Raw genomic sequence first — 13,568 nt, 5'->3', positions numbered from 1 at the left:
GGAGAGCGGCGTTACGGGCGCTCGACGTGCGCGCCCAGGTCGGCGAGCTTCGCCTCGAAGTCCTCGTAGCCGCGGTTGATCAGGTCGACGCCGTACACCCGGGAGGTGCCCTCGGCGGCGAGCGCCGCGATCAGGTGGCTGAACCCGGCCCGCAGGTCGGGGATGACCAGGTCGGCCGCGTGCAGCTTGCTGGGGCCGGCGATCACCGCGGAGTGCTTGAAGTTGCGCCGGCCGAAGCGGCACGGGGTGCCACCCAGGCAGTCGCGGTAGACCTGGATGTTGGCGCCCATCGTGTTCAGCGCCTCGGTGTAGCCCAGCCGCTGCTCGTAGACCGTCTCGTGGACGATCGACAGGCCCCGGGCCTGGGTGAGCGCCACCACGAGCGGCTGCTGCCAGTCGGTCATGAAGCCGGGGTGCACGTCGGTCTCCAGCGCGACCGACTTCAGCTCCCCGCCCGGGTGCCAGAACCGGATGCCACCCTCCTGGCCCGCGTCGCCGTGGCGCGGGGGCCGCAGGTCGGTCACCTCGTACTCGCCGCCGACCGACCGGAAGATGTTCAGGAAGGTCATCATGTCGGCCTGCTGCGCGCCGAGCACCTCGACGTGACCGCGGGTGGCCAGCGCGGCCGCCGCCCAGCTCGCCGCCTCGATCCGGTCCGGGATCGGCCGGTGGGTGTAGCCGTGCAGCTTGGGCACGCCCTGGATCTCGATCACCCGGTCGGTGTGCACCTTGATGATCGCGCCCATCTTCTGCAGGACGCAGATGAGGTCGATGATCTCCGGCTCCACGGCGGCGTTGCGCAGCTCGGTGACGCCCTCGGCCATCACCGCGGTGAGCAGCACCTGCTCCGTGGCGCCGACGCTCGGGTAGGGCAGCGAGAACTTCGTGCCGTGCAGGCCGTTGGGGGCGGAGAGGTGCAGGCCCTCCGGCCGCTTGTCGACGGTCGCGCCGAACTCGCGCAGCGCCTGGAGGTGGAAGTCGATCGGCCGCGGCCCGATGTGGCAGCCGCCCAGGTCGGGGATGAACGCGTGCCCGAGCCGGTGCAGCAGCGGCCCGCAGAACAGGATCGGGATCCGGCTCGACCCCGCGTGCACGTTGATCTGGTCGGTGCTGGCGCTCTCGACGTTGGCGGGGTCGAAGACGAGTTCGCCCTCCTCCTCACCGTCGGTGACCTTCACACCGTGCAGGCCGAGCAGGCCGCGGACCACCTCGACGTCACGGATGTTGGGCACGTCGAACAGCCGGCTCGGGGTGTCGCCGAGCAGCGCGGCGACCATCGCCTTGGAGACCAGGTTCTTCGCGCCGCGCACGCGGATCCGCCCTTCCAGCGGAGTGCCTCCGTGCACGACCAGGACGTCGTCGGTCAACGCAACCTCCAGCGCGTCGGTGCTGCCGTGTTGATGGTGGGGCCCACGATGCTCACCGCTACCCCGGATGCGGCCATGTCGAAACGGACCGCCTGCGTCGTTGCTCCGGCAGCATAGTCCTCAGTGACGAGAATGGAACCGGTCACACCACCCGCAGAGTGTTAATTGGGTGATCCGGCACTATTGGGTATCAAGGGCGCTACTCAGCGTGATCACGCGGCGCTCGGCGCCGGAGTGTCGGCACCGGGAAGCGCGAGCATCTGGTCCAGCGCGGCGCGGGCGTGACGGGCGGTGTCGGCGTCCACGGTGATCTGGTTCACCACCCGGCCGGCCACCAGTTCCTCCAGCGCCCACACCAGGTGCGGCAGGTCGATCCGGTTCATGGTCGAGCAGTAGCAGACCGCCCTGTCGAGGAACATGATCTGCTTGTCCGGGTGGGCCAGCGCCAGCCGGCGCACCAGGTTGAGCTCGGTGCCGACGGCCCAGGCCGAGCCGGCCGGCGCCGCCTCGATGGTCTTGATGATGTACTCGGTCGAGCCCACGTAGTCGGCGGCCGTGACCACCTCGTGCCGGCACTCCGGGTGGACCAGCACGTTCACCCCCGGGACCCGCTCGCGGACGTCGTTGACGCTGTCCAGCGTGAAGCGGCCGTGCACGGAGCAGTGCCCGCGCCAGAGGATCATCTTCGCGTCGCGCAGCTGCTGCGGGGTCAGCCCGCCGTTCGGCTTGTGCGGGTCGTACAGGACGCAGTCGTCCAGCGAGTAGCCCATCTCCAGCACCGCCGTGTTGCGGCCGAGGTGCTGGTCGGGCAGGAACAGCACCTTCGAGCCCTGCTCGAACGCCCAGTCCAGCGCGCGCTTGGCGTTGGACGAGGTGCACACCACGCCACCGTGCCGGCCGACGAAACCCTTGATGTCGGCCGACGAGTTCATGTACGTCACGGGGACCGTCTGCTCGCCCAGGCCCAGCTCGCTGAGCACGTCCCACGCCGCCTCGACCTGACCGAGGACCGCCATGTCGGCCATCGAACAGCCGGCCGCCAGGTCGGGCAGGACCACCTTCTGGGCGTCCGAGGTGAGGATGTCGGCGCTCTCGGCCATGAAGTGCACACCGCAGAAGACGATGTACTCCGCGTCCGGCCGGGCCGCCGCCTCCCGGGCCAGCTTGAACGAGTCGCCGGTGACGTCGGCGAACTGGATCACCTCGTCGCGTTGGTAGTGGTGGCCCAGCACGAACACCTTGCTGCCCAGCGCCGCCTTGGCGGCCGCCGCCCGCGCCACGAGATCCGGGTCGCTGGGCGCCGGCAGGTCGCCCGGACATTCGACGCCACGCTCGGCCGCCGGGTCGCTGCCCCGGCCGAGCAGCAGCAGTGCCGTCGCGGTGTTGGAGGGTTCCACCCAGGTCGAAGTCACGCCCTCCATGGTCCCACAGCGCGGGCGCGGCGCAGCCGCCCGCGATGTGTGCTGCCACACTGCTCGGCATGCGCGTGCTGCTCTGCCCGGACAAGTTCGCCGGCACCCTGCCCGCCCCCGAGGTGGCCGCCGCCGTGGCCGACGGTTGGCGTCAGGTGACCGACCGTGACGACCTGGTGATCCGGCCGCTCGCCGACGGCGGTCCCGGCTTCGTCGACGTGCTCGCCGACGCGCTGGACGGCCACCGGGTGACGGTGCCGACGGTCGATCCGCTCGGCCGCCCGGCCAGCGGTGAGATCCTGCTCACCGGCGACGGCACGGCGTACCTGGAGAGCGCCCAGGCGTGCGGCCTGCACCTGCTGACGCCGGAGGAGCGGGACCCGACGGTGACCACCTCGTTCGGTCTGGGGCTGCTGGTCGCGGCCGCCGTCGAGCGGGGCGCGCGGACCGTGGTGATCGGGCTGGGCGGCTCGGCCACCAACGACGGCGGCGCCGGCATGCTCACCGCGCTCGGCGTCACCCCGCTCGATGGGGTGGGCAGCGCCCTCCCGTACGGCGGGGCCGCGCTGGCCGCCGTCGAGGCGCTCGACGGCGCCCCCCGGCTGCGCGGCGCGCTGCCGGTCGCCGCCACGGACGTCGACAACCCGCTGCTCGGCCTGCACGGCGCCAGCAACGTGTTCGGCCCCCAGAAGGGCGCCGACCGGGCCGACGTGCTGCTGCTGGACGCCGCGCTCGAACGCTTCGCGGCCGTGCTGGAACGGGACCTGCCCGGGTGCCCCACACCGTTGGGCACGCTCCCGGGCGGCGGGGCCGCGGGCGGCATCGGCGCCGCGATCCTCGCCCTCGGCGGTCGCTGCGAGTCCGGCATCGGCCTGGTGACCCGGGCCATCGACCTGGACGCCGCGCTCGACGACGCCGACCTCGTGATCACCGGGGAGGGCTCCTTCGACCACCAGTCGCTGCGCGGCAAGGTGGTCGCCGGGGTGGCCGGCGCCGCCCGGGACCGGGGGCTGCCGTGCGTGGTGCTCGCCGGGCAGGTGAGCACCGGCCGGCGGGAGGCCGCGGCGGCCGGTGTGACCGACGCGTACAGCCTCGTGGAGCACTTCGGGGGTGCGGAGCGTGGCCTGGCGGCGGCGCTCGGCCGGCCCGCCGAGGGTCTGCGCGAGCTGGGCGCCCGGCTGGCGCGGCAGTGGAGCCGGTGACCGGGGTGTGACGCGCGCCGCGCGGGACGACCCCGAGGTCACGTCAGCGGGTCAGGGCGCCGGAAGCGGCCTACAATCAGAAATTGGACCACAGTGGGAATCGCTGACCGGCGGGTGACGTTGGTCGGGACGACCACACCATCGCGCGCAGGGAGAATTCCACGTGACCACGCCAGCGCAGACCGAGTCGACCGAGGCCAAGGCCCCTACCACCGTCGTCCTCACCGACGTCGCGGCGCAGAAGGTCAAGGCCCTGATCGAGCAGGAGGGCCGCGACGACCTGCGGCTCCGCGTCGCGGTGCAGCCGGGCGGCTGTTCCGGCCTGCGGTACCAGCTGTTCTTCGACGAGCGGTCGCTCGACGGTGACATCGTCTCCGACTTCGGCGGTGTCGAGGTCGTCGTCGACCGGATGAGCGCCCCCTACCTGACCGGCGCCACGATCGACTTCGCCGACCGGATCGACGCCCAGGGCTTCACGATCGACAACCCGAACGCGGGCAACTCCTGCGCCTGCGGCGACTCCTTCAGCTGAGTCGACCTCCGCGTCATCGGCGACGGGGCCGCCCCTGGTGGGCGGCCCCGTCGCCGTTTGCGTCCCGGTTTCCGGGGGATGGCCGTGGTACGACCGACCGGAGGCCGTACGGTTGCCGGCCCGGTAGGCTGACCGCGCCCTGCTCCCGACCCCGAGGGTTGACATGAAGATCGCGGTGACCGGTTCGATCGCCACCGACCACCTGATGAGCTTCCCCGGCCGCTTCGCCGACCAGCTCATCGCCGACCAGCTGCACAAGGTGTCGCTCTCCTTCCTGGTGGACGACCTGGTGCTGCGCCGCGGCGGCGTGGCGGCGAACATCGCCTTCGGCATGGGCCAGCTCGGCCTGCACCCGGTGCTGGTGGGCGCGGTCGGCGCCGACTTCGCCGACTACCGGTCCTGGCTGGAGCGGCACGGCGTCGACTGCGACTCGGTGCACATCAGCGAGGTGGCGCACACCGCCCGTTTCGTCTGCACCACCGACACCGACATGTGCCAGATCGCCTCCTTCTACGCGGGGGCCATGAGCGAGGCGCGCAACATCGAGCTCGCCCCGGTCGCGGACCGTCTTGACGGGCTCGACCTGGTCCTGGTCGGTGCGAACGACCCCGAGGCGATGCTGCGTCACTCGGCCGAGTGCCGCGAGCGCGGCTACCCGTTCGCCGCCGACCCCTCCCAGCAGCTCGCCCGGATGCCCGGCGAGGACGTGGTCGCGCTCATCGAGGGCGCCGACTACCTGATGACCAACGACTACGAGAAGTCGCTGCTGCAGAGCAAGGCCGGGCTGAGCGACGAGCAGCTGCTCGACCTCGTGAAGGTCCGCGTCACCACGCTCGGCAAGCACGGCGTCGAGATCGCCGGGCGCGGGGTGGACCCGATCCACGTGCCGATCGCGCGGGAGATCCGGGCCGTCGACCCGACCGGCGTCGGTGACGGCTTCCGCGCCGGCTTCTTCACCGCGCTGTCCTGGGGCCTGGGCCTGGAGCGGGCCGCCCAGGTGGGCTCCCTGCTCGCCACGCTCGTGCTGGAGACCGTCGGCACGCAGGAGTACCAGGTGCGCCGTGACCTGTTCGTGAAGCGCCTCGGCGAGTCCTACGGCGACGTCGCCGCCGAAGAGGTCCGCCCCCACCTGCTGCCCTGACCCATCACCCCCCGCCCCCCACCCCCGCGATCTTGCAGTTTCTGCCCTTGGTTTGCGGCAGTTGTCCCGGTTCGTCGGGGCACAAAGTGCAAGATCGCGGGGGTCAGTGGTGGCAGGTCAGTGGTGGCGGCGGACGTCGTACGCGGGGCCGTCGGGCCCGGTCACCGTGCCCAGGAACTCCTGGCCGCGCATGCGGCACCAGGCCGGGATGTCCACGGCCGCCGCCGGGTCGTCGGCCAGCACCCGCACCACCGTGCCGACCGGCAGCTCCGGCATCCGCCGGGCCACCGCGATCACCGGCAGCGGGCAGCGTTGACCCCGGCAGTCCAGCACCTCGTCCGGCATCGTCACAGCCCCACCACCCCCGCCTCGGCCCGCAACGCGGCCACGATGCCGGGCAGCTCGGCGAGGAACCGCTCCACGTCCGCCGCCGACGTCTCCCGGTGCAGCGAGATCCGTACGTTGCCGTGCGACAGCACCCCCATCGCCTCCAGCACGTGCGACGGGCGCAACGTCGAGGAGGTGCACGACGAGCCGGACGAGACCGCGAAGCCCCGCCGGTCCAGGGCGTGCAGCAGCGCCTCGCCGTCCACGTACAGGCAGGAGAACGTGACCAGGTGCGGCAGCCGCCGCTCCGGGTCGCCGACCACCTCGACGTCCGGCACCTCCGCCGCCACCCGCGACCGGATCAGGTCGACCAGTGGGGACAGGCGGGCCGCCTCGGCCGCGGCGTCGGCCGCCACCGCGCGCAGGCTCGCCGCCGCGGCGACGACCGCGGGCAGGTTCAGCGCGCCGGGCGTACGGCCCGACTCCCGCTCGTCGGCCGGATAGGGCGACTCCCACCGGGTGCCCTTGCGGACCACGAGAAGCCCCACCCCGGCCGGACCGCCCCACTTGTGCGCGCTCGCGCTCAGCACCGACCAGCCGCCCGGCACCGGGACGCGGCCCACCGCCTGCGCCGCGTCGACGTAGAGCGGCACCCCCGCGTCGGCGCACGCGGCGGCCGCCTCGGACACCGGCTGGAGCGTCCCCACCTCGTGACTGGCGGCGATCAGCGCGGCCAGCGCCACACCGGGCGCGCGCACCGCGGCCGCCCAGACGTCCACGTCCAGCCCGCCGAGCCGGTCCACGGGTACGGAGGTCGCTTCGCCACCGTCGGCCACGTGCCGTTCCGCCGCGTGCAGCACCGCCGAGTGCTCGATGGCCGAGTGCACCAGCCGCCGGCCCACGCGACGCCGCCCCGCCAGGCCGCCCAGCACGGCGGCGTGCGCGGCGGCCGTACCGCTGGGGGTGAAGGACAACTCGTCGGGGCGTACGCCCAGCGTCTCGGCGGCCGCGGCCCGCGCCGCGTCGAGCAGCTGGCGTGCCCGGCGGGCCTGCGTGTAGAGCTTGCCCGGGTCGGCCCAGCCGTCGTCGAGGGCGGCCAGCAGCGCCTGTCGGGCGACCGGGTGCAGCGGCGCCGCCGTGGCGGCGTCCAGGTAGACCGGGGAAGCGCTCACGGATGCCAACGCTATCGCGCGGAACGCGTCAAGATCCCCCGTTGGGGGGCGGACAGTGACCCCAACACGGTCCAGCCGGTCATGGTCGAGTAATCTGCGACCGTCGGTGACGCCTTTGCCGCCGGTGCTGTCGCTCCGCAGGTCGGAGGCCGGCAGGACAAGACAGACACCGCGGCGCGCTAGGGAGGCAGGACCAGGTGGTCGCAAGGAGTTCGGAGGTACGGCCGTCGGCCGTACGGCACAGCGCTTCCCCAGGAGCCGGCGGGCGCCGGCGGCGTGGTGCTGGTCGGATCGCCGGGCTCGGTCTCGGCGGCGCGGCGCTGCTCGTCCTGCTCACGGGCTGTGACGTCGGCGCGACGTTCCACGGCTTCGGCTGGCCGCAGGGCGGGATCTCCGCCGAGTCCCGCCGGATGTACGACCTGTGGATCGCGTCCTGCATCGCGGCGCTCGCGGTCGGCATCTTCGTCTGGGGCCTGATCTTCTGGTGCGTGGTGCGTTACCGGAAGCGGGGCAACGACCTGCCCGTGCAGACCCGCTACAACATGCCGATGGAGTTCCTCTACACCATCGCGCCGATCCTCGTCGTCTCCGTGCTGTTCTACTACACGGCGGTCGTGCAGACGGACGTGAACAAGACGACGAAGAACCCGGACGTCACCGTCGAGGTCGTCGCCTTCAAGTGGAACTGGCAGTTCAACTACCGCGACGGCCAGGGCCGGGACGCCAACACCGTCGCCTCGACGCTCGGCACCAGCGAGGTCATCCCGATCCTGGTGCTGCCGACCAACCGGTCCATCCGGTTCGAGGAGACCAGCCGGGACGTCATCCACTCGTTCTGGGTGCCGGAGCTGCTGTTCAAGCGCGACGTCTTCCCCGGCAAGATCCGCAACGTGTTCGAGGTCTCCAGCCTGGAGACCGAGGGCGCCTACGTCGGCCGGTGCGCGGAACTCTGCGGCACGTACCACGCGTTCATGAACTTCGAGCTGCGCGTCGTGTCGCCGGAGAAGTACGACCAGTTCCTCGCGGCCAAGCAGGGTGGCAAGACCACGCAGGAGGCGCTGAGCGCAATCGGCGAGGACCCGTACGCGCAGACCACGAAGCCGTTCGAGACCCGGCGCACGCAGAGCAACTTCAACCCGGACGACGTTCCGGCCGGCTCGGGAAGCTGAGGGAGCGGGCATGAAGACCGAGTGGAAGATCTTCCTCGTCATCGCGACGTTCCTCGCCGGCGCGACCATCCTCTACGGCGCCTGGACGGCCGGTGAGAGCGGCAGCATCGAGTGGGTCGGCACCGTGGCCCTGCTGCTGTCGTTCCTGCTCTGCTCGATGTGCGGCGGCTTCTTCTGGTTCGTCTCCCGCCGCATCGACCTCCGTCCGGAGGACCGGGCGGACGCGGAGATTGCCGACGGCGCCGGTGAGATCGGCTTCTTCAGCCCGGGCAGCTACTGGCCGTTCGGGCTGGCGCTCGCCGCCGCCCTGGCCGGCCTCGGCCTGGTGTTCTGGCAGTTCTGGCTGCTCGGCGCCGGCCTCGTGGCCGTCATCTTCGCCGCCTGCGGGCTCCTGTTCGAGTACTACAGCGGTACGCGGCGCACCGCGGAGCACTGACCCGGGCGTACACCGGACCACGACGAAGGCCCGCCTCCTGATGGAGGCGGGCCTTTTCGTCATGTGAGGGGGCGGGCGGGGATGCTCGCTGCGCGGGGCCGGGCGTTCGTCGGGGGGCGTCAGGCGGCGCGGCGGTGGTGGGGTCGGGTCAGGCGGTGCTGGCGGGGTGGCGGGTGGTCGGGTCGCGTCAGGCGGCGCAGCGGTGAGCCGGCAGGGGACGCTCGCCGCCGGGCTGGCGGTGGTGACGCTAGGCGGCGGTGGCCCGGGCGTTGGGGATGCTCGCTGCGCCCGCCGGCCGGGCGACGGGCGGCGGCGGGTGTTCGGGTCGGGTCAGGCGGTGGTAGGCGGGGGCGGTGGGGACGCTCGCCGCACACAGTTGGCGACGTGGGACGGCGGTGGTCCGGGCGTTGGGGATGCTCGCTTCGCGGCCGGTGGTGGTGACGCGGGGTGGCGGTGGCCCAGGGGCGTCCGGGGACGCTCGCTGCACGGCCGGAGGTGGTGATGCGCGGCGGGGGCGGTCGCGTCAGGCGGCGGGGCCCGGCGGGTGGGGTCGGGTCAGGCGGTGGGCCGGCGGGTGGTCGGGTCGCGTCAGGCGGCCGGGGGAGTATCGCCGCAGGCCGGTGGTGGTGACGCGGGCGGCGGTGGCCCAGGGGCGTCGGGGATGCGGGCTGCGCGGCCGGCGGTGGTGACGCGGAGCTCGCGGGGTCGGGTCGCCTCAGGCGGCGCGGCGGTGGGCCGGCGGGCGGGGGCGGGCGCGGAGCCGGGGAGCGTGAAAGGCGAAGGTCGCGATCAGCACGGCGGCGCCGCACCCGGTGCAGATCAGCTCGGGGCAGTCGGCGCCGTGGCCGTCGGCGCACGGCGGCGCCTCGAACGGCTGCACGCCCTCGCAAACGTCGCAGTAGAGCTCGCGGTCCGTCACGGGCGTCTCCTCTCGCGCTCCCGACCGCCGGCGGTGCCGCCGTGGCGGTGGCTGAATCACTCCCGTGTAGTTTGGCACGCCCCACCGACAGGACCGCTGCCGCGGGCGGGGTGGCACCCCGCCGAGCCGATTGATCGACTCCGGTTCCAGGAAGTCGCGGTGTCCCGCCCGTCTCGACAGCGCGACTTCAAGGAAGTCGAGTCGATCATGCGCGAGCAGACGCCTCCGGCACGGCCCGGCACCGATCCGACGCCTCAACCCGCGCCTCGTGCACCCACTGGGCAGGCACTGCCAACTGGGCAGGCGACCCACGGGGTAGGCGTCGCCACGGGGTAGGCACCGCCCACCGGGTAGGCACCGCCCACGGGGTAGGCGTCGCCCACGGGGCAGGCACCGCCCACCGGGTAGGCACCGCCCACGGGGTAGGCGTCGCCCACGGGGCAGGCACCGCCCACCGGGTGGGCGCGGCACGTGACACCGGCCGACCGGGCGTTCGCCCACCCGCCGCGCCGGACGACCGGGCGTAGCCGGCTGGCGAGACCGCGACTGCCGATGCCACGCATGGCGCAAGCGTGATCGACTCCGTTTCGGCGATGCGGCGGGGTTCCGGCGCGTCGGACACCGCCATTCCGGCGATCTGGTGTCGATCATGGCCCGCCGAGGCGGTTGATCGACTCGGGTTCCAGGAAGTCGCGGTGTCCCGCCCGTCTTGAGAGCGCGACTTCAAGGAAGTCGAGTCGATCATGCGCGAGGAGTCACCTCCGGTTGGGGCACGACCGGCACCAGACCGGCCGCCACGCCGACCGGGCCGTCGAGCATCACCGGGATCCGGCGAGCAGCCGGTGCCGAGCCCCGCTCAAGAGCCCCGCGCAAGCGCCGCGCCCGTTAGCCCGCGAAGAGCCGCGCGCAACAGCCCCGCCCAAGAGCCTCGCGCGCGAGCCGCGCGCAACAGCCCGCCCAAGAGCCCCGCGCAAGAGCCCGCCCAAGAGCCCCGCGCGCGAGCGCGCGCAAGAGCCCGCCCATTAGCCCCGTGAAGAGCCACGCGCAACAGCCCCGCCCAAGAGCCTCGCGGAAGAGCGCGAGAGCCGCGCCCAAGAGACCCGCGCGTCAGATCGCCCGGGCGACCTCGATCCAGCGGTCCAGGGTCGCGGCCGCCGCGCCGGAGTCGATCGACTCGGCGGCGCGGGCCATGCCGGCACGTAGCGCCTCGGTGAGGTCGCCGTCCAGGGGGCCCTGCGTGGCCAGTGCCGCCGCCGCGTTGACGAGGACGGCGTCCCGCACCGGGCCGGCCTCACCGGCCAGCACGCGGCGCGCCACGTCGGCGTTGAAGGCCGCGTCGCCGCCCCGCAGGTCGCCGATGGTGGACCGGGGCACTCCCAGGTCGACCGCGTCGAGCGTCGCCTCGCGGACGGTGCCGCCCTGTGCCGCCCAGACCCGGGTGGGCGCGGCGGTCGTGAACTCGTCGAGCCCGTCCTCGCCCCGCATCACGAGCACCGAGTCGCCCCGGGCCGCGAACACGGCGGCCATGACGGGGGCCATCCGCGGGTCGAAGCAACCGACCGCGCCGGCGCGCGGCCGGGCCGGGTTGCTCAGCGGGCCGAGGAAGTTGAACACGGTGGGTACGCCCAGCTCGCGCCGGATCGGCCCGGTGTGCCGCATGCCGGGGTGGAACCGGGCCGCGAAGCAGAAGCCGATGCCGGCCTCCGTCACGCAGCGGGCCACCCCCTCGGGACCGAGGTCGAGCGGTACGCCGAGGAACTCCAGCAGGTCCGCCGTGCCGCACGAGGACGAGGCGGCGCGGTTGCCGTGCTTCACCACGCGTACGCCGGCGCCGGCCACCACCATGGCGGCCATGGTGGAGATGTTGACGGTGTGGGCGAGGTCGCCTCCGGTGCCGACCACGTCCAGGGCGGTCGCCCGTACCTCCTCGGGCAGCGCGACCGGCACCGCCCGGGTGAGCATCGCCTCGACGAACCCGGCCAGCTCGGCAGGGGTCTCACCCTTGGCCCGCAGCCCCACGGCGAGCCCGGCGACCTGCGCCCCGGTCGCGGAGCCGGCCATGATCTCGCCCATCGCCCAGGCGGTGTCGGCGGTGGAGAGCTCGTCGCCACGTAGCAGCGTGTTGAGCAGGTGCGGCCAGGTCCGATCGCCCATCGCGGGCCTCCCGAGCGTGCGGATGAGGGTGGGATGAACCGGCGCCGGAGGGTCCGGCGCCGTGGCGGTGCCGGAGCGGGGGACGTCAGGCGGGTGCGTGCGTCCGCAGCAGCTCGGCCACCGTGGTGCCGGTGGTCACCGGGTCGAGGGGGTGCACCAGGGTGGCGTCGACCTCGGCGTACGCGGCGAGCCATCGGTCCGCGGCGCGGGCGATCACCACGCAGGTCGGGGGAGCGTCGTCCCGGTCGTCCTTGATCTGGCGGGCGATGCCGATGCCGCCGCCGGGGGACGCCTCGCCGTCGAGCAGCAGCAGGTCGATCTCGTAGTCGTCCACCAGGCGTACGACCTCGTCGTACGTCGAGGCCTCGACGAACTCCAGCTCCAGGCCCGGCGCCGGACGGGTGCCGACGGCCAGCCGCATCCGGTCACGGACCTTCGGGTCGTCGCTGTAGAGCAGGACGGTGCACTGACGATCGCTCATGCCGACACTCCGCTTCGCTCCGTGCCGCCATGAGGCATGGTCGTTCGCTCGCTGCGCTCGCTCATGGCTGGACTGGCTCCCACCTCGTACTGCCCGCTGATCGTACCGGTCGGCGTGACGCACCCGACATCCCGCCCGGCGCCGGCCGGCGGGGCGGGCGTCCGGGCAGCTCAGGCCGCGGATTCGGCGGCGCGCTGGCGGGCCTCCTGGCGGTCCAGCTCGCGGTCGATCCGGCGGGCCTCCCGCTCCGACTGCTTGACCCACTGCACCACGAGCACGGCGAGCATGGTCACACTGACGAACTCCCCGCCGGCCCAGAGGATGCCGCCGGCGAGCACCTGGTCGTCCCAGGGGTCGGCCCAGCCGAGGTTGAGCGAGGGGTACCAGTCGCCGCCGAAGAGCGTGCTGCTCTGCATGATCGTGAGCCCGAGCACGGTGTGGAACGGCACCGACAGCAGCATGAGCAGCGCGCGGGCCGGGTACGGCCACCGGCCGGGCAGCGGGTCCAGGCCGAGCAGTGGCCAGAAGAACACGCAGCCGGTCATGATGAAGTGGGCGTGCACCAGCTCGTGCGCCCAGGCGTGCTCCAGCGTGTACCGGTAGAGGTCGGTGAAGTAGAGCACGAACGGGTTGACCACGAAGATGGCGAACGCCACCAGCGGGAAGCTGTAGACGCGGGCGATCCGGCTGTGCACGATCGCCAGCAGCCTCTTGCGGGGCGCCTGCGGCAACGTACGCAGCGCCAGCGTCATGGGCGCGCCCAGCGCCAGGAAGATCGGCGACACCATCGACAGCACCATGTGCTGGACCATGTGCACGCTCAGCAGCGTCGTGTCGTACGCGTGCAGCCCGCTCACGGTGACCAGCGCGATACCGCCCAGGCCGGGGCCGAGGAAGAAGACCGTCCGGGCCACCGGCCAGCGGTCGCCGCGGATCCGTAGCCGGTACACGCCGTAGAGGTAGAGCCCGGCGGCGAGGACCAGCCCGAGGGCCAGCCAGCTGTCCAGCCGGGTCCCGGTCACCAGCGCGCTGACGCTGAACGGTGGCGGGACGCTCTCGCCGCCCGCGGCCAGGACCGACGGGCCGGCCGGGGTGGTGACGGCCACGCTCGACGGGACGGCCGAGGTGGCGGCGAAGATCGGATCGACGTGCAGCACGCTTTTCAGGCTAGGCCAGGCGAACCGGACCTCCACGATCGGGCCACCAGGACCACCGGTTTGCCACCCCGCTGATCGCCGACGCCGGTCAGGGGCAAT

13 protein-coding genes are annotated in these 13,568 nt (G+C 73.0%); 5 read left to right on the top strand and 8 right to left on the bottom strand.

The genetic code is table 11. The features are described 5' to 3' along the window. Positions 1-11: 11 nt before the first annotated feature. Together murA and nadA are read right to left on the bottom strand one after the other, a co-directional pair. Positions 12-1,367, bottom strand: coding sequence for a UDP-N-acetylglucosamine 1-carboxyvinyltransferase (gene murA / locus D7193_RS14360; RefSeq protein WP_120779971.1), 1,356 nt, complete (start codon positions 1,365-1,367; stop codon positions 12-14). Positions 1,368-1,579: 212 nt separating this feature from the next. Next, a complete protein-coding gene (gene nadA / locus D7193_RS14355) occupies positions 1,580-2,779 on the bottom strand; it encodes a quinolinate synthase NadA (protein WP_120779970.1) in 1,200 nt (399 codons plus the stop codon). Positions 2,780-2,823: 44 nt separating this feature from the next. Here nadA and D7193_RS14350 point away from each other — a divergent pair, with 44 nt between their 5' ends. The 3 genes from D7193_RS14350 (at position 2,824) to D7193_RS14340 (ending at position 5,654) form a co-directional block, all read left to right on the top strand. Beyond that, complete coding sequence (locus D7193_RS14350) at positions 2,824-3,981, top strand: glycerate kinase family protein (protein ID WP_174242621.1); 1,158 nt, start codon at positions 2,824-2,826, stop codon at positions 3,979-3,981. A gap of 163 nt (positions 3,982-4,144) precedes the next feature. After that, the gene (gene erpA, locus D7193_RS14345; protein ID WP_120779968.1) at positions 4,145-4,513 is read left to right on the top strand and encodes an iron-sulfur cluster insertion protein ErpA; all 369 of its coding nucleotides are present in this window, start codon (positions 4,145-4,147) and stop codon (positions 4,511-4,513) included. 163 nt (positions 4,514-4,676) lie between these two features. Further along, complete coding sequence (locus D7193_RS14340) at positions 4,677-5,654, top strand: carbohydrate kinase family protein (RefSeq protein ID WP_120779967.1); 978 nt, start codon at positions 4,677-4,679, stop codon at positions 5,652-5,654. Positions 5,655-5,771: 117 nt separating this feature from the next. Here the strand turns inward: D7193_RS14340 and D7193_RS14335 are convergent, their stop codons facing one another. Next, positions 5,772-6,005, bottom strand: coding sequence for a sulfurtransferase TusA family protein (locus D7193_RS14335; RefSeq protein WP_120779966.1), 234 nt, complete (start codon positions 6,003-6,005; stop codon positions 5,772-5,774). After that, positions 6,002-7,153, bottom strand: a complete 1,152-nt coding sequence (locus D7193_RS14330; protein WP_120779965.1) for a cysteine desulfurase family protein — start codon at positions 7,151-7,153, stop codon at positions 6,002-6,004. Before D7193_RS14330 ends, D7193_RS14335 begins: the two co-directional genes overlap by 4 nt. A gap of 197 nt (positions 7,154-7,350) precedes the next feature. Here D7193_RS14330 and ctaC point away from each other — a divergent pair, with 197 nt between their 5' ends. Beyond that, positions 7,351-8,322 carry an aa3-type cytochrome oxidase subunit II gene (gene ctaC / locus D7193_RS14325; protein ID WP_120779964.1) on the top strand — a complete coding sequence of 324 codons (972 nt, stop codon included), beginning with the start codon at positions 7,351-7,353 and terminating at the stop codon, positions 8,320-8,322. Between the two features lie 10 nt (positions 8,323-8,332). Beyond that, positions 8,333-8,758 carry a cytochrome c oxidase subunit 4 gene (locus D7193_RS14320; RefSeq protein ID WP_120779963.1) on the top strand — a complete coding sequence of 142 codons (426 nt, stop codon included), beginning with the start codon at positions 8,333-8,335 and terminating at the stop codon, positions 8,756-8,758. Positions 8,759-9,473: 715 nt separating this feature from the next. On the opposite strand, the gene D7193_RS14315 is transcribed toward D7193_RS14320, so the two are convergent. From D7193_RS14315 to D7193_RS14300, 4 genes are all read right to left on the bottom strand, one after another. Next, on the bottom strand, positions 9,474-9,677 hold the full coding sequence (locus tag D7193_RS14315) for a hypothetical protein (protein ID WP_120779962.1): 204 nt from the start codon (positions 9,675-9,677) through the stop codon (positions 9,474-9,476). Positions 9,678-10,784: 1,107 nt separating this feature from the next. Then, positions 10,785-11,831 (bottom strand): anthranilate phosphoribosyltransferase, encoded by a 1,047-nt coding sequence (trpD, locus tag D7193_RS14310; protein WP_120779961.1) that lies wholly within the window; start codon positions 11,829-11,831, stop codon positions 10,785-10,787. An 85-nt stretch (positions 11,832-11,916) separates the two neighbouring features. After that, positions 11,917-12,312: a response regulator gene (locus tag D7193_RS14305; protein ID WP_120779960.1), complete on the bottom strand. Its 396-nt coding sequence runs from the start codon at positions 12,310-12,312 to the stop codon at positions 11,917-11,919. A 170-nt stretch (positions 12,313-12,482) separates the two neighbouring features. Further along, positions 12,483-13,469, bottom strand: a complete 987-nt coding sequence (locus tag D7193_RS14300) for a cytochrome c oxidase assembly protein (protein WP_120779959.1) — start codon at positions 13,467-13,469, stop codon at positions 12,483-12,485. Positions 13,470-13,568 lie beyond the last annotated feature (99 nt).

It is taken from the genome of Micromonospora costi (genome assembly GCF_003626655.1).
Classification (GTDB): domain Bacteria; phylum Actinomycetota; class Actinomycetes; order Mycobacteriales; family Micromonosporaceae; genus Micromonospora; species Micromonospora costi.
This window is presented reverse-complemented; position numbering and strand designations above follow the sequence as displayed.

What these genes read in the sequence shown, in the direction of transcription:
- trpD (WP_120779961.1), bottom strand. Translation starts at nt 11,831, where the DNA reads ATGGGCGATCGGACCTGGCCGCACCTGCTCAACACGCTGCTACGTGGC.
- D7193_RS14305 (WP_120779960.1), bottom strand. Translation starts at nt 12,312, where the DNA reads ATGAGCGATCGTCAGTGCACCGTCCTGCTCTACAGCGACGACCCGAAG.
- D7193_RS14340 (WP_120779967.1), top strand. Translation starts at nt 4,677, where the DNA reads ATGAAGATCGCGGTGACCGGTTCGATCGCCACCGACCACCTGATGAGC.
- D7193_RS14350 (WP_174242621.1), top strand. Translation starts at nt 2,824, where the DNA reads ATGTGTGCTGCCACACTGCTCGGCATGCGCGTGCTGCTCTGCCCGGAC.
- D7193_RS14320 (WP_120779963.1), top strand. Translation starts at nt 8,333, where the DNA reads ATGAAGACCGAGTGGAAGATCTTCCTCGTCATCGCGACGTTCCTCGCC.